The sequence below is a fragment of the Metabacillus herbersteinensis genome (genome assembly GCF_042433335.1).
In the GTDB taxonomy this organism is placed as follows: domain Bacteria; phylum Bacillota; class Bacilli; order Bacillales; family Bacillaceae; genus Metabacillus; species Metabacillus herbersteinensis.
In genome coordinates this window covers 133,395-153,030 of sequence record NZ_JBHLVO010000009.1, presented here as the reverse complement: position 1 = coordinate 153,030, position 19,636 = coordinate 133,395, and the positions used below count along the sequence as shown (strand labels likewise).

Here is a 19,636-nt window from a genome sequence, read left to right as displayed (position 1 = left end):
GCTTTTAACGCTGTCGCTCTACCTCGAGGCCTTTCTTTTCATTAGTTCAACAAGCTTTTCCCATTGTGGGGCTTGTTTTTCGATTTCGTTTACTTTGGCATTTTTCTTCTGTTGATTCGATTTAGCCAATTCTTATACCTCCTAGCCGATCGATAAAGTGAAGAGTTCCTCTAGTTCATCGGATGACAATTCTGTAATCCAATTTTCACTTTTGATAATTTCCTCATTTAATGTTTGCTTTTTTTCTAGCATTTCATCAATTTTCTCTTCGATCGTGCCAACTGAGATCATTTTGTGGACGTGAACAAATCGTTGCTGTCCAATTCGATACGCTCGATCTGTGGCTTGGTTTTCTACAGCTGGATTCCACCAACGATCATAATGGATAACGTGGTTTGCTGCGGTTAAGTTGAGCCCAGTTCCACCAGCTTTTAAGGATAAAATCAGAAACGGGTACTCGTGATCTTGAAATGAGTCAACCATTCGATCGCGCTCATTTTTAGAAACACTTCCGTTTAGGAACAACACCTTCTCGCCGAACTCTTTCTCAAGTAAACTTTTTATCATCTCGCCCATTCCGATGTATTGCGTGAAAATAAGACAGCTTTCTTTTTGTTCGCGAATATGCGTGGTGAGTTCTAGTAGCTTCTCAATTTTAAGTGAACGAGTGATTACATTTTTAGGGTCATTTTCCTTTAAATAAAGAGCGGGATGATTGCAAATTTGTTTTAGCTTTCCGACCATTTTAAGAATAAGTGCTTTCCGTTGCATCCCAGCGAGCGCAACGACTTGCTCAAACGTATCCTTAACGAGCTGTTCGTAAAGTGAAGCTTGCTCAATTGAAAGTGGAACATACTCTTTTTGCTCCTGTTTGTCAGGTAGATTTAATGCAACCTGTTCATCTCGTTTCGTTCTTCTTAATAAGAAAGGCTTAATCAAACGCTGAAGCTGCTCGATTTTATCAGTGTCTCGTTCTTTTTCAATCGGTAAAACAAAGCGCTTATGAAAGTTGTGCAAGCTTCCCAAATAACCCCGATTGAGAAAATCATAAATCGACCACAATTCGGTTAAGCGATTTTCCATTGGTGTTCCGGATAGTGCAATATGATGTAATCCAGTTAACTTACGGATCGCTCGAGATTGTTTTGTTTGAGCATTTTTAATGTTTTGTGCTTCATCTAAACAAACCGTACTCCAAGTAATAGAAGACAGTTCTTCAAAATCAGCGTGAGAAAGACCATAGGATGTAAGCACGACATCCACGTCTGAAACTGATCCCTCAAACTTTTCTCCTTTTGCACGATTAGGGCCATAGTGTAGGCCAACACGCAAATGGGGAGCAAATTTTTCAAATTCCTTCTGCCAATTTCCGAGCACTGAGGTCGGTGCAATGATAAGTGCAGGCTGCTCAGGTTTTTCATGCTCCAATATATATGTGAAATACGCAATCATTTGAATTGTTTTTCCGAGTCCCATATCATCCGCAAGACAGGCTCCGAAATGAACACTTCGCAAAAATAAGAGCCAGTCTACCCCGTTTTGTTGATAAGGACGGAGCTCTCCAAGGAATTCCGTTGGGATATCATGCGTTGGTAACTCCGTTGTTTCGGTTAATTTTTTCAGCATCGCTTTCATTTGTTGATTCAATTCAATATGAATATTGGCAAATGCCCTTGCATCCAGTTCATTGCCAGACTCATCATCACGCGTGTTTAACTCCTGCTGAAGAACATCTGAAATATGTAATCCATCCCGTTCTGCTTTTTTCAAGATCGTTTGAACCTGTTTTATGAAGGCAGGGTCAAGTTTGATCCATTGTCCTCGGAAGTTTACAAGACGTCTTTGTTTAGAAACAAGTTCTAAAAATTCGTCTTCACTCATTTCAATGCCATTTGTCGCAAATCGCCAGTTGAAATCGATTAATGAATTCATGCCGACAAAGGACTGACCTCGAGGCGTGGAAGAGACCTTCGCTTTTAACATCAGCTGCGATTCTCTAACAACCTGCCACCAGGATGGTAAAAGGATTTCAATGCCCATATTAACAAGTGTTTCGCTTGCATCAGTTAGAAAAAGCCAAGCCTCGTCCTCTGAAATAAGCGTTGTCCCACTCTGAAACGAAAGCCAAGGAACCACTTCCGAAAATCGCTCTTGTTCACGAAGAATTTTATGATGATAGGGCTTCCACTTTTTCGGGAGATCTTTTTCTCCCTGATAGACTAGATATTCTTCTTCATCTTCTTTGTTGCGCAGAAGCAGTTCTAGCTTCCAATCATCCCCGTCAAAGTCAGGCTCGTTTAAACGAAGTCCAATTGAAAAAGGTGTCACATCAAGTTGCCAACCGATTTTTTCAAGGAAATCTTGTTCATCTAGGAAATGACCTTGAAACGTTCGGAGAACTGGGTAGCGTTCCACAACCTCTAACCAAGCATCATTAACAATTTTATCTTTTTCAATAAGATCTGTGACAGCAGCCGAGAACCATTCAGCTAAATAACCTTCTAGATCATTAGCCTCTTCTCGCCACCCCATAAATCCATTTTTCCAGGCCACAAAATCAGGTACATACTGCGCCTCTGATATGAGTTCGTATAAAATTCTCGCATCTTGAACAAATTTTTCAGTATCTTCGTCATAAGAGATAGTCGCGAGTGAATTAAAAGTGCTTTTTCCAAATAACTCAACCATCATCCATGGGCTTAAAAGAACAGATGGCATACCTGTGAAACTAACATCTTCCAGAGAGGTACCGAAAAAAGAGGACTCATGCCACGTAAAAAGATAGCGTTTGAATTCATCCACTTCAAGAGCCTCATCTGAATGTTTAGTTGTACAATAAATGTAAAAGTGATACTCTTCGACTTGCTCAGCATGGACGGTGAGGTTCATTGTATTAAGCATGAATCAATTTTCCTTTCTTTAATTCCTCTCGGAAGGCACGGAGTCTTCTGTGTTCTTCAGTTAAATGGTGTAAATAATTTTCCCAGGCCGGTTCATTTTTTAACTTCTTGTAGATTGCCTTTAATCTTTTTAAGTAGCGCACTGCGACTTTGTAATTTTCTCGTGTCCGCATGCTTATTTCTGTTTCAACGGCTTGATGATAGAGGGGAAGGAGAGATCCAGGTTCTGCTTTTTCCGCTTCTTTTAAAACAAAGCGATCTAGTTCGAAAATAGAAAAGCCTAACAAGGTTTGTAACTCGACCCATTTCCGGTACTGTTGTTTTGTAAGTAAGTAGTCATCATATTCCGAATAACTATAAGGTAACAAGGCAGCGCAAAGCTCTTCAAATACTGCATCTTTCTTGGTAAAGTCTGTATTTTCTTTTAATAGGTTTATTAAATAACGAATTGAACTTCTTTTTTCATTAAAAGAGACTGGGCTTTGTAAGTAATCAGGTGCACTATCGATTAAATGAGTAACCCACCTGGATAAGCGCTGGTAGTTTTTCTTTTTTACAATGTCCTCAACCCACTCAAACATAAAAGGATAAGCAGTGGCTGGGAGTGCTGAAAGACGTTTGAAAACATCATCATCTCGAGATTGTAAAAAGTCCATATGCATCAGTGCTGTTTCATATTCTACCGTCTTAGGTAAATCACGATCCAGTTCATCAGCCTGTTGCTCCTCAAGCCATTCACGTTCCCTCAGAATGAACTTATCTCTTCGCAGCAATTCAGTCCAAAGCAAACGGTATAATGTTAAGCGCTCATATTGATAATGAGTACTGCACGTCAATAGCTCTCGAAAACGCTCAACACTTTCGTCTAAAAGAGGATCAAGAGCGAACGGAAGCGCGTACCGTTTCATTTCCCGAATCGCCATCGAGACTGCATCTATCAGTTGATCAATAAATGGATAGTAAACATGTTGTAACATATAGTCGCTAGGCTTCGTCTCATTAATAAGCTGTAGCATTTTTATAAAAACAGTTGTTGCAGCTTGGGTATTATAAAACTGCTTCATCTCTGGAGATGTTGGAGCCTTTTTCTTAAGCTTCATATAATAGTGGTGATAAAGGCTTTGGACGAGATTATTAGGAGAGGAGATTTGCTCTCGCCATAATTCATATTCTTCGTCAAAAAAGTTGAGCCAGCTTTGTAACGATTTATTATTGAATTCTGGTTCAGGTCTTAGTAAGGAGCTAGCTTTGCGGACATGAGCGAGAATATCCGGCTGCTTTTTGTCATCCTTCCATCTGTCAACAAATGTACCCACGCGGTCTACAGTTGCATATACATAAAGGAAAGTAGCAAGGATATGTCTGCATATAGAATCAGATGGACAAGTGCAAGTACTCATCGTAAAATCATCAAGATCAAGCTTTACTTCAACAGATGTGACATCCTGTACTCGCGCTGAAACAGAATCACTTGTTGTTTTAATCATAAAGATGCTACCTTGGCGGTATAAGATAAGCCCTTTTTTCATCAAAGTCCGATCGTGCTCATCATCTTTAGAAAGCAAATGTTTAATTTGCTCAGCAGCACCAAGCACGCGTTCTTTTCCAAGTTCCTGACTAAGCATTCGTTCTCGCTCCTTTCTTGTACAAGAATTTATATAATCTAGACTTAGTATGCGTTTTCTGAATCCAGCTTCGACGCACAGGACGTGCTAGTGCAGTCAATGCGACAGGACGTCGCATCTTTGACTGCCAGCGCCTAGCTTCGACGCAGAGGGCGTCGCGTTTTTGACTGCCTCGAGCTCATAAGTCAATTCTAAATTGAAGGCAAAGAACGCCTTCTATTTAGAATCGTCTTATGCTATGCCTAAGGCTGACCGAGGCGCTTGCGCTTTTTGAAATTACTCAATTCCTTTATTATACCGCAACAGACGCAGATCAAAAAGGTTTCAAGTTAGAGAAAGTTGAGGACAAAAAAATAGAAATGTGTCGAATGTTTATAATGAAACAGTAATTTCATCAAATACCTACATTATCCATCTTGCCAAGCTAGCAAACTACTAGTATAATTGTCTCATATTGTCTAAAACTGTAAAAATAATCAAGTTTATATAAGACTATTAAAAAAAGAGAGGAAATTTGTAGAGTGAAAGAATCCCACCTTAAACAAGAGGAATTTCTGCAAATTTTGTTGCATGCGTATAACAAAGGCGAGCATACAAATGACATGACAACGAAAGAAATGCTAGAAGAGATTATCCTTCAAATTAGAAAAGTATATGTTACTTAACTAAAAAGGGCGGACACCTGTGGTGTTCGTCCTTTTTACTGTGCGGTCTTCATGGGTGCAATCTATAGGGTGCGAGTCCGGAGCCGTGAAGGTAAACCCAAGCTAGATCAAAAGTTCTGCTTTATCTAGCAATTGGACGTGATAAAAATAAGAAGGCAACTACATAAGCGGGTGGGCGGTTAGTGACTTTCCTTGAAGGGAGGGAGAGTAGATGACGACATATGAAGCAATATAAAGGGGGTCTTTCTCCACTTGTGGGGGATAGACTCCACAAGTGGGGAAAGACCCCCACCGTTTTTATTAACTAATGTGTTGTGATCGGTCATTTTTCAGATTGATTTCGTGTTTCGTTGTTTCTTGGCTAGTCAATTTCGTTAGCTTATAGCCAAGTAACGCCATAATGATCGCGATCAGCGGACCAACAAAATTGAAAATTGCATAAGGAGCGTACTCGAAAGGATGAACACCTAAGGTTGCGAAAATGAAAACACCACATGTATTCCATGGTACGAATACAGAAGTGACAGTCCCACCATCCTCTACGGCACGAGATAGGTTTTTGGGATGTAAACTTTTATCAGCAAATGCTTGCTTAAACATTCGACCAGGTAAAACGATGGAAATATATTGCTCAGCAGCAGCCACATTTGTGAAAAATGAGGACAAGATTGTTGTAACAACTAATCTTCGGCCAGTTTTTGCAAGCTTTAAGATTTCATTTACAATGACTTTCAACATACCAGTCTGTTCCATCACCCCACCAAATGTCATTGCAACAATGGTTAAGGAAACTGTATACATCATGGCATCAATGCCGCCACGATTAAATAAAGAATCGACTAGCTCGTTTCCTGAGGATAAGACGAAGCCATTTTGCAATGTGTTTACTGCTTCACCTACAGAACCACCTTGAAGAAGGATATGACAAAGCCAACCTAAGATAATACCCACGGTTAAGGCTGGTAAAGCTGGTACTTTTTTCACGACTAACAGAATAACAACAACTGGGACTAGCAATAACCATGGAGAAATCATAAAATTTTCTTCAAGAGCGCCTAGAACGCCGGCTATTTTATCATTATTAATTGCTCCATCGGCAAATTTCCTTCCCATTACACCATAGACAATGAGTGCAATGATAAACGCTGGGACAGTAGTGTAAAACATATGTTTAATATGATCAAATAAATCAGTTCCAGCAATACCTGCTGCTAGATTAGTTGTGTCAGATAATGGAGACATTTTATCACCAAAATAAGCTCCAGAAATAATTGCCCCTGCAACCATCGGGGCCGGTATCCCCATACTCACACCGATTCCAATACCTGCAACTCCGATTGTTCCCATTGTTGACCATGAACTTCCAATGGCGATTGAAACAATTGAACAAATGATCGTCATTGAAATTAAAAAGAGCGATGGAGAAATTAATTTCAATCCATAAAAGATCATCGTAGCAACGATGCCGCCACCAATCCAAGCTCCAATGGTCAGACCAACCATGATAATAATCACAATAGCTGGTAGAGCCATACGAATTCCTTCATAGATCCCGTCTTCAATTTCCTTCCATACAAATCCAGCTCGCCACGCGATAAAACTAGCAACGATTGTTCCTAAAATTAGCGGTACATGTGGACTTCCTTCAAATTTCACGATGGTAACGACCATGGCACCTATCATAACAAGTAGTGGAATAATGGCTAATGGAAACGATATAACTTTTTTCTTTTCTTTCATCGGACTACCCCCTTATTTCTTCATTTAATTAGCCGTAGGTCGAACACGAACTTCGGCTGAGATTTTCAGCAGTGAATGGTACATAGCACCTTTTTTAAAGCACTTTAAACAGAAACGACATTGTTTTTCTTAGTATGTAAAAATAAGAAGATGAACGCAACAGGCTAGTTAGCTATAGAGGTTTTATCAGGTGTTTGCTATTTCAATAAGTGCTAATTACCCCTCCTTAAAAGAATGTATGCGTTTACAAATGACTTCACTATATTATAAAGCAATTTTTGTGCCATTAGTGAAGTTATTGATTTTAAAGCATTTTTTCAGAAATAGATTCGTAAGTGCAAAATTAGATTGCACCAATTTTGCACTTAGTTATGGGGTCAGACTCCTAAGCGTCCTTTAAAATCCCAACAACTTCAAGTACAATACAGTAAAGCGCTTACGAAATAAAAGGGTGGGTACAAAATGATTGTGATCAGGCGGATTTTCTATCTCATTACATTTCTCGCATTCTTATTAACTGGCACTCTAACACTCTACTATGGAAAAGAGACCTTTCATTTGGGATCTACCTCCAAAGTTAATGCAGTTCCTGATGAAAAAGCCTATCACTTTGTCCTGATCCCAGAAGAGCTAAGCAATGAATATTGGCACTTGGTTGAGGAGGGCGCGAGAGACGCAGCCAAGCTTCATGATGTTTACTTAGAGTTTTTGGGACCGAAGCAAGCGGATATTGATGAGCACTTGAAAACAATTGATATGGCGATTGCTGGCGGAGTGGACGGGATTATGACGCAGGGGATAAGTGATCAGGAATTCACACCACTCCTCAATAAAGCGGTCAAGAACGGAATTCCAGTCGTAACCGTAGATACAGATGCACCGAACAGCAACCGCGAAGTATACATCGGGACAGATAATTATTACGCGGGCTTTCTCGCAGGAAAAGCGCTCATTCAAGATACAAAGGGCGACCAAGATGTCGCAATCATTACCGGTCGCTTCGAAGCTTCCCATCAAAAGCTTAGAGTGCAGGGCTTTAAAGACGCGGTTCAAAATGAAAAACGAATCAACATCATCGCTGTCGAAGAATCGAATATAACCAAAATTGGTGCAATGGAATCAACATACAAGCTACTAAAAGAACACCCAGACCTAAATGCATTCTACGGAACAAGCGCACTCGACGGGATTGGAATTGCACAGGTCGTTGAAAGATTAAAGTCAACAGAGGGCATCTACATCATGGGTTTTGACACCCTGCCAGATACATTAAGTTATATCGAAAAGGGGACAATCGATGCAACAGTCGTTCAATTCCCTTACCAAATGGGCTACCAAGCAGTCGAAAAATTGATTCAGATAAAAGAAGGTAGTAATAAGCAAGAAAGTATTCAGCACACAAAAACAGAAATTTTTAGAAAAGAAGATTTACCACTTCTCCCAGCCTCAATAAAGGGAGGTCTGAACCGATGAACACGATTCGGAACAAGCTATTACTCTATTTTTTTTCATTCGTGCTTCTATTCAATATCGTTTCCTATTCCATTTATTTTAGTAGCACAAAAATCGTTTCAGAATATGATCAAAGTTTCGAAGGATTTTTACTATTAAATGAAATTTCCCAACAATCAAATCAAATCTATGAGCTAATCAATGCGTATGTGGTTGAAAGAGAGCCTGACAACGTTCAGCACTATGAAAAAATTAAAAAACAGCTAAAAGTCAATAATCAACAATTAAACAACAAAGACATGTCCGGAATTAACAAAGAAGAGATTCAAAAGCATCAAAGAATGATCAATAGTCTTATAAATGAAAGTGAGCGAACGATTGAAGCTGTAAAAACCGATCAAATTGATCAATACACGTTCCATATGAGAGAAGTCCGAAACATTTCTTCCTATATATTAGAATCAACTCTGCAACTACTAAATTTAGAGCTCGCCGAATACCAACTTTTTTATCAAAAAATGGAGGAACGAAACACTTCATTTAAATGGTTCACAATTAACCTATTTAGCTCAACGCTCTTACTCGCAGTCGTTGCAGCGTTTTGGTTCTCCAGAGGGTTAACACGTCCACTCCGAAGTCTTTCAAAAGCGGCAAAAGAAATCTCAGCGGGGAACTTTGATGGACCTGCCATCACCGTGAAATCTAACGACGAACTCAATATTCTAAGTGAATCCTTTCAACAGATGAGAGAAAACATCAAACAACTAATCGTAGAGATAAAAGAAAAATCAGAGCTTGATAACCTGTTAAAAGAACTAGAATTAAAGCATTTACAAAATCAAATTAACCCACATTTTCTTTTTAATACGTTAAACACGATCTCAAGAATGGCTTATTTGGAAGATGCTAGCGTCACATCTCGTCTAATTGAATCAGTCTCAACACTACTTAGATACAGCTTAGGTGACGTGAACAAATCTGCTTCTCTAGAAGAAGAGGTAAAAGTCGTAAGAGAATACTTTTATATCCAAAAAACAAGATTTGCCGAGCGAATTACCTTCACAACTCATATTGACGAATCCTGCTTAGATGCAAAAATACCAAGCTTAACACTCCAGCCGATCGTCGAAAATGCGTTCATCCATGGAGTTGAAAACTTAGAAGAAGGTGGAACAATTACTCTGTCCGTATTTCGAAAAAACACCAACGTAGTTGTCGAGATCACAGACAACGGTAGTGGAATGGATGAAGAAGCCAAACAGAAAATTCTAGCTAAACATGAAACAAACTTTCAAGAAACGCATAATGGACACTCAACAGGGATTGGCTTACGAAACGTTGTAAAACGTCTTGGGATTTTCTATAAACAGGAAAACCTTCTCGAAATCGTATCGGCAATAGGCAAAGGGACAACCATTTCAATCACTATCCCAAACGAAGGAGGCGACAAAAATGAACGTGATGATCGTGGATGATGAAATGATTGAACGTAAAGCGATGAAGAAATTCATACAAGAAAGCTTTTCCTATATTCAAGTTGTAGGCGAAGCAGCAAATGGGCGCGTAGCTATCGAATTAGCCAATGAGCTAAAACCAGATCTGATTCTAATGGATATAAAAATGCCGGGAATCGATGGATTAGAAGCAATCAGACAAATTCGAACTCAGCACCCAAGCATTAAATTCATCATGGTTTCAGCATTTGACTCGTTTCAGTATGCAAAAGAAGCAATGAAAGAAGGAGTAAAGGAATACATTTTAAAACCAAGTAAAAAAGAGGAAACCCTTGAAGCAATCTTAAGAGTTTGCAAAGAAATAGAACATGAAAAGCTATCAGAGAGCGAAGCAACGAAACAAGTAAACGAAAGCAAGAACATTTCAAAGCAACATCTACTAACAAAAATCATTCAAAACGACACGACACCAGAAATAAAAACCCTTTTTTATAAATTATTTCCACGTGTAAATTCAGGGTTTTTCCAGGTATTTCAAGCCTCTAACACCCGGGAAATAATTGACGTGCTAGCGAAGCAATCACAGTATGAGTTAATAATAAAAGAACAACACGCAGACAAAGTAATTGTCTTATTTTTAACAGAGAAAAAAGCAGCACATCTCATAAAAGCCGATGCACTAACGCAAGCACGTAACATCACACTCACACTCAAGCATGTCCATATAGGAATTGGCCACCCGTACACAGATGTAGAAAAGCTTGCAACTTCTTTTCAACAAGCATCTCTCTCATTGGCGCAGCTCATTCAAAGCACGAGTGTTCGGTACGGATTCCCAATTCTAGAGGCAGATACGAGCGAAAGAACATTACAAAGATTAGAAAACGAACTCTTAACTGAAATTGAAGCGGGAAGAATCGAGGGCGCACTAAATCAGTTCAACCTTTTTTATGACTATCATCAAAAAAGTGAAAACCAACTACTTCAATGGGCCTTCAAAATAAAGCAGATCCTTGAAAATCAAGGGATTCACTTGGATGACATCAAGATACTAGAAACAGAATCAAAAGAACAGTTTATCGACTTAGTCACTCGCTTTTGTAATGGAGTTATCTTGAAAAAAGCAGGCAATGAAATCATTACTAAAGCAAAAACGTATATCCATGAACACTACATACAGTCGTTAAGTTTAGAGGAAGTTGCCGCACACATAGGGCTCACACCGACCTATTTTACAAAAATTTTTAAAGAACAAACAAAGCTAACCTTCATCGACTATGTCACTACATACAGAATTGAACGAGCAAAGGAACTGCTCAACACCACCAATTTAAGTCTAAAAGAAATTGCCTTTGATGTCGGATATAAAGACCCTAACTACTTTAGTCGAGTATTTAAAAAGATTGCGAAATGCTCACCGAAAAAATATAGGCATGTCCAAAGCGACAAGGGAAAATCCGTCCCATCATAAGATAATGAAGAAAAGGATAATAAAGTGAAGAAGTTCATGAGTAAAGTAACCCCATATTCTCGGTATAATCCTAACTGTAAGCGATTACACACAAAGGGGGATTTGAGAATGAAAAAGGGGTTACTTTTATCATTTCTACTGGTTTTTTCACTAATCATTTCGGCTTGTAGCTCGGAATCTAGCACAGGAGAAGGTGGCGGAGGAGAGAGCAAGGGCGAAGGAAAACTTGATATCTTTAGCTGGTGGACAGGTGCTGGAGAAGAAGATGGTTTAAAAGCACTATTAGCTTTATTTGAAGAAAAGTATCCTGATGTTCCGATTGAAAATGCAGCAGTAGCGGGCGGAGCAGGTACAAATGCCAAAGCCGTGCTGGCAAGTCGTATGCAAGGTGACGATCCTCCTGCAACCTTCCAAGTTCATGGTGGAGCAGAGCTCAACGATGGCTGGGTAGCAGCTGGGAAAATGGAAACGCTTAACGATCTTTATGAAGCAGAAGGCTGGAATGACAAATTCCCACAAGACTTAATTGATATGGTAAGTAAGGATGGAGAGATCTATTCTGTACCTGTAAATATTCACCGCGGCAATGTTCTTTGGTATAACAAAAAGGTTCTTGACGAAAATGGCTTAACAGCCCCAACAACATTTGATGAGTTCTTCAAAGTTGCTGACGCGCTAAAAGCAAAAGGAATCACACCGTTAGCACTCGGAGACAAAGAGCCATGGGCAGCGACACAAATTTTTGAAAACGTTCTTTTAGGAGTACTTGGTCCAGATGACTACAACAAGCTTTGGTCGGGCGAAATTTCTCTAGACGATGCAAAAGTAAAAGAAGCAGCAGAAATCTTCAAGAAAATGCTTTCTTACACAAATGAAGATCACGCATCACGTAACTAGCAGGATGCATCTCAATTAGTAGGAAACGGTGAAGCAGCATTCAACATCATGGGGGACTGGGCAAAAGGCTACTTCGTAAATGACTTGAAATTAGTCGTAAATGAAGACTTCGGCTACATTCCGACACCTGGTACAGATGGTCAATTCATGGTCATCACTGACACATTCGGCTTACCAAAAGGTGTTTCAAACCCTGATGACGTGAAGAAATTCTTAGGCGTATTAGGTTCTGTTGAAGGCCAAGATGCATTCAACACACTAAAAGGCTCGATACCTGCACGTGTGGACGCAGACGTAACAAAATATGACCAATACGGAAAAGACACAATCGAAGACTTCAAAAATGCAAGCCTCGCACCAAGCCTCGCGCATGGTTCAGCTGCAGCAGAAGGCTTCTTAACAAAAGTAAACCAAGCAGTAAACATCTTCGTCACTCAACAAGATGTTGACCAATTTGTAGGCACACTATCAGAAGCATCAGCAGATCTTAAGTAGAAAAGGAGGGGGAGCCTGGTCTCTCCCATTTTTTATAGTGGGATTCATAACAAAAAGACCCGAGACAGACCTCAAGCATCGAGGTCAGTCCTTAACAAAGGAGGAAAGGCGAAATGGAAACAGTTCAAACAACTAATCCACACCAACAGATTGTCACGCTCCCACAAAAAAAGAAAAAGATCTCATCTGACCACCTAATGGCCATGGCATTTTTACTGCCTTCATTCTTACTTATTCTTTTATTCGTATATGGTTTCATAGGGTGGACCGGCTATGTATCACTTAGTAACTGGAATACGCTTGTACCCGATTTTTCTTTTGCAGGTTTAAAAAATTACGCCTACTTATTCCAGGATTTCAGGTTTCAAGCAGACTTGCGAAACACGCTCTTTTTTACCATTTTATTTATAGGGCTTGTCATTGTTAGTGGGTTATTCCTTGCGATCCTTTTAGATCAAAAAATCAAAGGGGAAGCGGTTTTCCGAAATTTATTTTTCTTTCCAATGGCATTATCGTTTGTTGTTACAGGGGTTGTCTGGCAATGGTTACTCAATCCATCAACAGGTGTGAACCTTTTCTTCAATAAGCTCGGACTAGAACCTAAATGGTACACAGATACAACAATTCTCGCCGGCTTTCAATGGGGGAAAATTGAATTCGGTGTGCCGGTTGCGATTATTGCAGTAGTCATTGCAGCTGTTTGGCAAATGACAGGCTTTTCACTCGCGATGTACCTAGCAGGCTTACGCGGAATTCCAGATGAAGTACGAGAAGCGGCGCGTATGGACGGGGCGAGCGAGTTCTATATTTATCGAAAAATTATTCTCCCGTTACTTAGACCAATAACCGTAAGTGTCATCATCATCATGGCACACATCTCACTGAAAATTTTCGACCTAATTTATGCAATGACTGGATCTGGAGCGAACTTTGTAACAGATGTACCTGGCGTTTACATGTTTGAAACAACATTCCGTGGTAACTACTATGCAAATGGATCCGCGATTGCCATCATTATGCTATTAACCGTCGCAGTATTTATTGTGCCTTACTTAATTAGCAGCAGAAAGGGGGATGCGTAATATGGTGCTTAAAAGAATTGGAAAACCAACAGTCTACTTACTCTTAATTGCGATCAGTCTCTTTTTCCTACTACCGGTTTACGTCATGGTCATCACAAGCTTAAAACCATTTGAAGAAGTAACACTTGCGAACATGTGGAAGCTACCAACTGCGATCGATTTCAGCGGATACTCAGAAGCCTTCACAAAGCTTGCACCTAATCTGCTAAACTCATTTTATCTCGTCATCCCGGCAACCATTTTTTCTGCTTTAGTTGGGGCAATGAACGGATACGTGCTATCTAAATGGAAATTCAAAGGAGCAGACGTTATCTTCACGATGATCCTGTTCGGAATGTTCATCCCATATCAAAGTATCTTAATCCCTTTGATTCAATTTTTACGTGAAATCGGTCTGTACAACTCGATACCAGGTCTAATTTTCGTCCATGTTGTCTACGGATTGCCAATTACAACGCTGATGTTCCGGAACTTTTACGCGGGCATCCCAGACGAAATGATTGAATCAGCCAAAATCGACGGCGCAAACTTCATCGGAATCTTCCGTCACATCATGATTCCACTCTCAATCACAAGCTTTGTCGTCGTCGCCATCTGGCAATTCACAAACATCTGGAACGAATTCCTATTCGCCGTCACGATTACAACTTCAGACCAACAACCAATCATGGTTGCTCTGCAAAACCTATCAGGTAGCCAAATCGTTCAGTGGAATGTGCAAATGGCTGGTGCGTTGCTAGCTGCATTACCGACATTGTTGGTTTATATTTTGCTAGGGAAGTATTTTGTGCGAGGGTTGTTGGCTGGGTCTGTGAAGGGGTAGGGTTTAGGATCATCATTATAGGGGCGAGATCTTAGCGACAGTTGCTGGGGTCTGGGCCTTTTTTTGGTAAATGCAGCAGTCCACTCTAAAATAGATTGGACGTGTTTTTGTGATATCTTAGATCCATAAAAAAACTTCAAACCAAGGTATGTCTTTACACTGGCTTCAAATTGGAGGAAGATAAGAAAAAAAGCCCACAGGAGGAACTCAATGAACACAATCGGAATCGACCTCGGCGGCACCAACCTCAGGGTAGGTGTCATCGCCAAAAACGGAGAAATACTAGAACAATACAGCCGACCAACAGAAGCAGAAAAAGGCCCCGAGTTCGCAATTAACACAATGACAGAACTAATTGATAAACTACGAGCAAACCATGAAGTAAGCGCAATCGGCATTGGTTCACCAGGTCCACTTAATCCTTTAACTGGTATGATCATTGAACCGCCCAATTTACCAGGCTTTCTGAACGTTCCAATTAAGTCGATAGTAGAAGAAAAGACCGGCCTCACAGTCACTCTCGAAAACGACGCAAATGCAGCTGCCCTAGCCGAGGCGAAAATTGGAGCAGGGAAAAATGCAGCAAGTGTCTTTTACATCACCTTAAGCACAGGGATCGGCGGAGGCCTCGTTATAAACGGCAACCTATTCTCAGGCGCACAAGGCAACTGCGGAGAAATCGGCAACATGATTATTGATCCCAGTGGTCATGAATCACCAGGCCTAAACAAGGGTGCCCTCGAAGCTTTGGCTAGCGGCACCGCGATCGGTAGAATGGGCTTCGAACAACTAGGAATCACAACCGGAGCACAAGGAGTTTTCCAACTAGCAGAAAGCGGACACACACAAGCACAGAACATTATCGACAAAGCGCTAACCTACCTAGCAATGGGAATTGCAAACATCGTCCATACACTTAACCCTGAAGTCATCATTCTCGGCGGCGGTATGATGAAATCGAAGGATCTTATTTTTGTTCCTTTAGAAGATAAGACGAGAGATTATCTGTATCCGAGTTTGAAGGATTCTTTTGTACTGAAGCCTGCGTTGCTTGACCAAAAGGCGGGTCTCATTGGAGCGGGTTTTTTGCCTAGATAAAATGAAATGCCTTCACGAATGTTGTGAAGGCATTTTTGTGGGTTTTTCTCGCCCTTACCCGCAGTAGTAGCGGACTTGTATAGCTCGAATGAAATATTCGAAGATTAAACAGCATTTTTCGAGGATAAAGCTACCATTTTCCGATAAAAAAACCCCTTTACAGCAAAAAAAGTACAACCCAGGGTTGCAAATTTCCCATACATCGAATATTCATAGTAAAAACACGATTGGAGTGACAAAATGATCTTTAATAATAGAAAAATCCCCGGTTCTATCCTCAAACTTTAAGCACAACTGCGAAGACTTCCTCTACATCAAAAAAAATTCGATCATAACTGATGAGCTCAAAAAGTTCAACCTTCTTTACATTCAGTAGTTTAAAGTTAAATGCCCTCGCATTACTCACGGCTTGGTCAAATTAAATCTTTAGCAATAAGAGCTTTCTAGCATCAATTCCAATCAACTAGGTATTTTGCCATGTTTATAAAATAATAGATAAATATTACTAGTAAAATTTACTAAAGACTTGGTTAAAAGTTCCGATATATATAAATGTAAAGTATTTTAGTAGGGAGGAAAAGATGAATAAAATTAGGTATTTAGGAACGGTTTTCATACTGTTATTACTAATTCTAGCCCCTGAGTTAGTTCATGCAGGAGAGCCTACACATGGGACGATCACACCTACTGAAGTCAGGGCACAGGCAAGTAAAAACAGTGATAAAGTTGATACTCTTCCAAATGGAAAGATAGTGTCGTTGAAAGCAAGATACGGGTCGTGGGCTTTAATTGACTATAGTGGGAAAACAGGTTATGTAACACTTTCGAGCTTGATTATGTTGCCTGATCAATTAGTGAAAAAAAGTCAGTCCAAAATAGCTTCAGCTAGCTCAACTCTAAATATTGCTGCGAAACCAAGTGTCTCAATAGGCAATGTCAATCCTGGAGAAATAGTAAGATTTGTTGCAAAATATGGATCATGGGCACAAGTGATTGTGGGAGATAAAACTGGTTTTGTCCAAGAGGGTGCACTGAAATCCCTACCAAAAACTAGCATAAAAATAACAATGTCGACTTAACAAAAGTTTTTTGTTTACTAGTTACAATTAAGTAGATGTAAAGATTATAGATTAAACCTAGTTGAAGGGGGAATTATTGCCCCTTCATCCCCGTTGCTAGCGTTAAAAAGGTTAATTCTTAGTATCTTTGTAATAAAACACACAAGTTTAACGAACAAACACTCTTTCGTCTATCCATCTGTATTCTTAGCACCAGTACATTTTAATATTATTGTATCTTTAAAAAATAACTCAAATTACTTTTATTTACGACTACTCCAAAATCATCCGTTACTCGTTCTGGATACTGCAAAGCATTTGTCAATTTTGAAGCAACACTAGGATACATATGTTGTGAATCATAAAAAGAGTTTGGATCTTCTGTAATTGAATTTTTGTTCATGAAATGGTGAACCTCTCCGAAGATATCTACAAGATCTTTCATCCAGTTTTCAAATCCATTTTGATAAGCTGTCGAGCCGGATAGCATGTCCAACCTAACAGAACTTACAGGAGTAGTGAAAACAACAAATTGTATACCTGGAAAAGCCTCTTTTAATTCAACATATAAAGATCTTATCGATGTATCATATTCATAACGGTCATTTTTTATTGAATTTTCTGCTTCCTCAATATATTCTGCTCGCATACGTTTATTTACTGGTTTTGGGAATGCCACGCCATTTCTATTATAGTAACGGATTCCAGGGAATTGATTTTGATCTGATAAAGAAGAACGAGCCACTTTATTTGAAACTTCTACAGTATCTAGACTTAATAGATCACGTAAGGTCCATAGATAAGACCTAGCATTTTTCTCATATAGTTCAGGAGAAGGATATTGAGATTCTCTATCCATATTAGTACTTTGGAAATCAACACCCAAATAAACGGTTTTTAATGATTCTCCTAACTTATTTTGAGCCGCTGCAATATAACCCTTATATTCTTGGGGTTGCATAGAACTTGCAGAAAAATTGAATACATTTAAAGATTCGAAATCCTCCGGATCAATAAATGTACTTCTACTACTTCCTATTATGATGCTATCATATGCTTTTTCGGTGTGAATAAGCCGGTTCATTTTCTGTTTGCGTTCATCAAATCCATATTGACGATTATTCCAACTGTGTTCATTAGTATGAAGCCAAAGAGGATCAATCCATAAATTCCATGACAAGACAAAGGTTTCAAGGACTATGAGTATTAATAAGGATCTAATCAAAATATACCTTAACCACAATAGAGAAGTCATTAAACATCACTCCTAAAAATTAAAGTAAAGAAATGTTTGGACGCGAGGTAAAAATAAGCATGAAGTTACAAAGAGTATAATTATAAACCAAGCGTTTCTACGATCCCAAGTTAAGTGATTCTTTATCTGCATTGAATTAGGAGCTAACCAGATGATTACAATGGATAATAGCATTGTTACCGCACCAATTATAGGATAAGTTTGAGTGAATAAAAATATTGGTAAATTTTCAAAGGAACTGCTTGGTGGATCTAATATAAATAACTTCTTTAACACAATTAATGCATCATTAATAGAGTTGGCTCTAAAAAACACCCAAGCAAGATGAACAAAAAGAAAAGTGCCAAAATAAGATAAGAAAGGTGGTAAGGTTAGTTTCTTTTTAGAAGAGAAACGGTGAATAATACTTAAAATACCATGTAAAAGCCCCCAAATTAAAAAATTCCAACCAGCGCCATGCCATAAACCGCTTAGTAAAAAAACAATAAGTATATTTCGATATACATGTTTTTTACTACCACCAAGTGGGAAATAAACGTATTGAGTAAAAAACTTTCCCAATGTAATATGCCATCTTCGCCAGAATTCTTGTATATTCTTAGAACGATAGGGAGAATTAAAATTAATTGGTAAAGTTATACCGAATAACAGCCCTAAACCAATGGCCATATCACTGTATCCGCTAAAATCAAAATATAACTGAAATGTATAGGAAAGTGAAATCCACCATGCCTCAAATGTACTTAATGCAGAAACTTGATTGTATCCATAGTTAGCCCATATTCCCAATGTGTCTGCAATTAATATTTTCTTAGCTAGTCCTATAACAAATAGAGACCATCCAGCTGCTCGCAAAGCACTGCTCCCTTTAAACTTCTCTTGTAATTGTGGAACTAAATCGTCATGTTGAACAATAGGACCTGCAATTAACTGAGGAAAAAAGGTCACAAACAAGCTATAGTCCAACAAAGAATAATGGACACGCTGTTTATATGAATCCACTAAATAACCAATTTGTTGGAAAGTGAAAAAACTAATAGCTAGAGGTAAAAGAATATTGGTTATATTCCAGTCTTCTCCAACCAAACTACTTAGATTTTCTAAAAAGAAGCCAGAGTATTTATAATAACCAATAAAAAAAATGTTGAAGAAAATTCCTAATACGAATAGAAGTCTTCTGCTTTCCTTAATTTGTGATAACTTTGTACCAATTACCCAATTTATAATGATGCTGCATAATAGAAGTAGTAAGTACTTTGGTTCCCAATATGCATAAAAAAATAGCGAGGAAGTAAGTAGCCATACTTTACGAGTTCGCCATAACGATCTTTTTTCAAACCATCTATTCAAGATAAAAACGATAGGTAGAAATAGAAATATAAATGTAAAAGATGAAAACAGCATAGTTGTCCTCCTTCTATCCCTAATTAGTATAAGTATTAATAGTGTGGTTTACAACAATTTATTAGCGATATATATCTTAATGAAAATACGAATTGAAACCCTTCTTTTTACCCACATACCTCTTAAAAAACAATCCATAAGACTCAAGGATAATCAAAATATTCATTGAATTTAAAATATTATAATAATTATACGCGTTAGGGGGTATTGTTTTAAT

Annotated in this window: 13 protein-coding genes and 1 pseudogene; 9 read left to right on the top strand and 5 right to left on the bottom strand. The window is 38.9% G+C overall.

The features are described 5' to 3' along the window. Positions 1 to 141: 141 nt before the first annotated feature. Together ACFFIX_RS12925 and ACFFIX_RS12920 are read right to left on the bottom strand one after the other, a co-directional pair. Entirely contained in the window at positions 142 to 2,901 is a 2,760-nt protein-coding gene (locus ACFFIX_RS12925; protein WP_378934531.1) for a DEAD/DEAH box helicase, read from the bottom strand. Beyond that, entirely contained in the window at positions 2,894 to 4,525 is a 1,632-nt protein-coding gene (locus ACFFIX_RS12920; protein WP_378934529.1) for an SWIM zinc finger family protein, read from the bottom strand. Before ACFFIX_RS12920 ends, ACFFIX_RS12925 begins: the two co-directional genes overlap by 8 nt. A 521-nt stretch (positions 4,526 to 5,046) precedes the next feature. Here ACFFIX_RS12920 and ACFFIX_RS12915 point away from each other — a divergent pair. Beyond that, a complete protein-coding gene (locus tag ACFFIX_RS12915) occupies positions 5,047 to 5,190 on the top strand; it encodes a YwzD family small protein (RefSeq protein WP_378934527.1) in 144 nt (47 codons plus the stop codon). Positions 5,191 to 5,490: 300 nt separating this feature from the next. Here ACFFIX_RS12915 and nhaC read toward each other — a convergent pair whose 3' ends face one another. After that, the gene (gene nhaC, locus ACFFIX_RS12910) at positions 5,491 to 6,930 is read right to left on the bottom strand and encodes a Na+/H+ antiporter NhaC (protein ID WP_378934525.1); all 1,440 of its coding nucleotides are present in this window, start codon (positions 6,928 to 6,930) and stop codon (positions 5,491 to 5,493) included. Between the two features lie 462 nt (positions 6,931 to 7,392). Here nhaC and ACFFIX_RS12905 point away from each other — a divergent pair, with 462 nt between their 5' ends. The 8 genes and pseudogenes from ACFFIX_RS12905 (at position 7,393) to ACFFIX_RS12870 (ending at position 16,781) form a co-directional block, all read left to right on the top strand. Beyond that, entirely contained in the window at positions 7,393 to 8,403 is a 1,011-nt protein-coding gene (locus ACFFIX_RS12905; RefSeq protein WP_378934523.1) for a sugar-binding protein, read from the top strand. Next, on the top strand, positions 8,400 to 9,857 hold the full coding sequence (locus tag ACFFIX_RS12900; RefSeq protein ID WP_378934521.1) for a sensor histidine kinase: 1,458 nt from the start codon (positions 8,400 to 8,402) through the stop codon (positions 9,855 to 9,857). The genes ACFFIX_RS12905 and ACFFIX_RS12900 overlap by 4 nt, the downstream gene beginning before the upstream one ends. Continuing rightward, the gene (locus tag ACFFIX_RS12895; RefSeq protein ID WP_378934519.1) at positions 9,835 to 11,307 is read left to right on the top strand and encodes a response regulator; all 1,473 of its coding nucleotides are present in this window, start codon (positions 9,835 to 9,837) and stop codon (positions 11,305 to 11,307) included. The genes ACFFIX_RS12900 and ACFFIX_RS12895 overlap by 23 nt, the downstream gene beginning before the upstream one ends. 108 nt (positions 11,308 to 11,415) lie before the next feature. Next, positions 11,416 to 12,699 (top strand): annotated as a pseudogene (locus ACFFIX_RS12890) (ABC transporter substrate-binding protein). A gap of 113 nt (positions 12,700 to 12,812) precedes the next feature. Beyond that, positions 12,813 to 13,781, top strand: a complete 969-nt coding sequence (locus ACFFIX_RS12885) for a carbohydrate ABC transporter permease (protein WP_378934517.1) — start codon at positions 12,813 to 12,815, stop codon at positions 13,779 to 13,781. A gap of 1 nt (position 13,782) precedes the next feature. Then, positions 13,783 to 14,604 (top strand): carbohydrate ABC transporter permease, encoded by an 822-nt coding sequence (locus tag ACFFIX_RS12880; RefSeq protein ID WP_378934515.1) that lies wholly within the window; start codon positions 13,783 to 13,785, stop codon positions 14,602 to 14,604. 210 nt (positions 14,605 to 14,814) lie between these two features. Continuing rightward, entirely contained in the window at positions 14,815 to 15,702 is an 888-nt protein-coding gene (locus ACFFIX_RS12875) for an ROK family protein (RefSeq protein WP_378934513.1), read from the top strand. 581 nt (positions 15,703 to 16,283) lie between these two features. Then, positions 16,284 to 16,781: an SH3 domain-containing protein gene (locus tag ACFFIX_RS12870; RefSeq protein ID WP_378934511.1), complete on the top strand. Its 498-nt coding sequence runs from the start codon at positions 16,284 to 16,286 to the stop codon at positions 16,779 to 16,781. 208 nt (positions 16,782 to 16,989) lie between these two features. On the opposite strand, the gene ACFFIX_RS12865 is transcribed toward ACFFIX_RS12870, so the two are convergent. Together ACFFIX_RS12865 and ACFFIX_RS12860 are read right to left on the bottom strand one after the other, a co-directional pair. Continuing rightward, positions 16,990 to 18,015 (bottom strand): hypothetical protein, encoded by a 1,026-nt coding sequence (locus ACFFIX_RS12865; RefSeq protein WP_378934509.1) that lies wholly within the window; start codon positions 18,013 to 18,015, stop codon positions 16,990 to 16,992. 12 nt (positions 18,016 to 18,027) lie between these two features. Continuing rightward, entirely contained in the window at positions 18,028 to 19,419 is a 1,392-nt protein-coding gene (locus ACFFIX_RS12860; RefSeq protein ID WP_378934507.1) for an MBOAT family O-acyltransferase, read from the bottom strand. Positions 19,420 to 19,636: the final 217 nt, after the last annotated feature.

Coding starts and splice junctions, on each gene's coding strand:
- ACFFIX_RS12925 (WP_378934531.1), bottom strand. CDS start 2,901: ATGCTTAATACAATGAACCTCACCGTCCATGCTGAGCAAGTCGAAGAG.
- ACFFIX_RS12920 (WP_378934529.1), bottom strand. CDS start 4,525: ATGCTTAGTCAGGAACTTGGAAAAGAACGCGTGCTTGGTGCTGCTGAG.
- nhaC (WP_378934525.1), bottom strand. CDS start 6,930: ATGAAAGAAAAGAAAAAAGTTATATCGTTTCCATTAGCCATTATTCCA.
- ACFFIX_RS12905 (WP_378934523.1), top strand. CDS start 7,393: ATGATTGTGATCAGGCGGATTTTCTATCTCATTACATTTCTCGCATTC.
- ACFFIX_RS12900 (WP_378934521.1), top strand. CDS start 8,400: ATGAACACGATTCGGAACAAGCTATTACTCTATTTTTTTTCATTCGTG.
- ACFFIX_RS12895 (WP_378934519.1), top strand. CDS start 9,835: ATGAACGTGATGATCGTGGATGATGAAATGATTGAACGTAAAGCGATG.
- ACFFIX_RS12885 (WP_378934517.1), top strand. CDS start 12,813: ATGGAAACAGTTCAAACAACTAATCCACACCAACAGATTGTCACGCTC.
- ACFFIX_RS12880 (WP_378934515.1), top strand. CDS start 13,783: ATGGTGCTTAAAAGAATTGGAAAACCAACAGTCTACTTACTCTTAATT.
- ACFFIX_RS12875 (WP_378934513.1), top strand. CDS start 14,815: ATGAACACAATCGGAATCGACCTCGGCGGCACCAACCTCAGGGTAGGT.
- ACFFIX_RS12870 (WP_378934511.1), top strand. CDS start 16,284: ATGAATAAAATTAGGTATTTAGGAACGGTTTTCATACTGTTATTACTA.
- ACFFIX_RS12865 (WP_378934509.1), bottom strand. CDS start 18,015: ATGACTTCTCTATTGTGGTTAAGGTATATTTTGATTAGATCCTTATTA.
- ACFFIX_RS12860 (WP_378934507.1), bottom strand. CDS start 19,419: ATGCTGTTTTCATCTTTTACATTTATATTTCTATTTCTACCTATCGTT.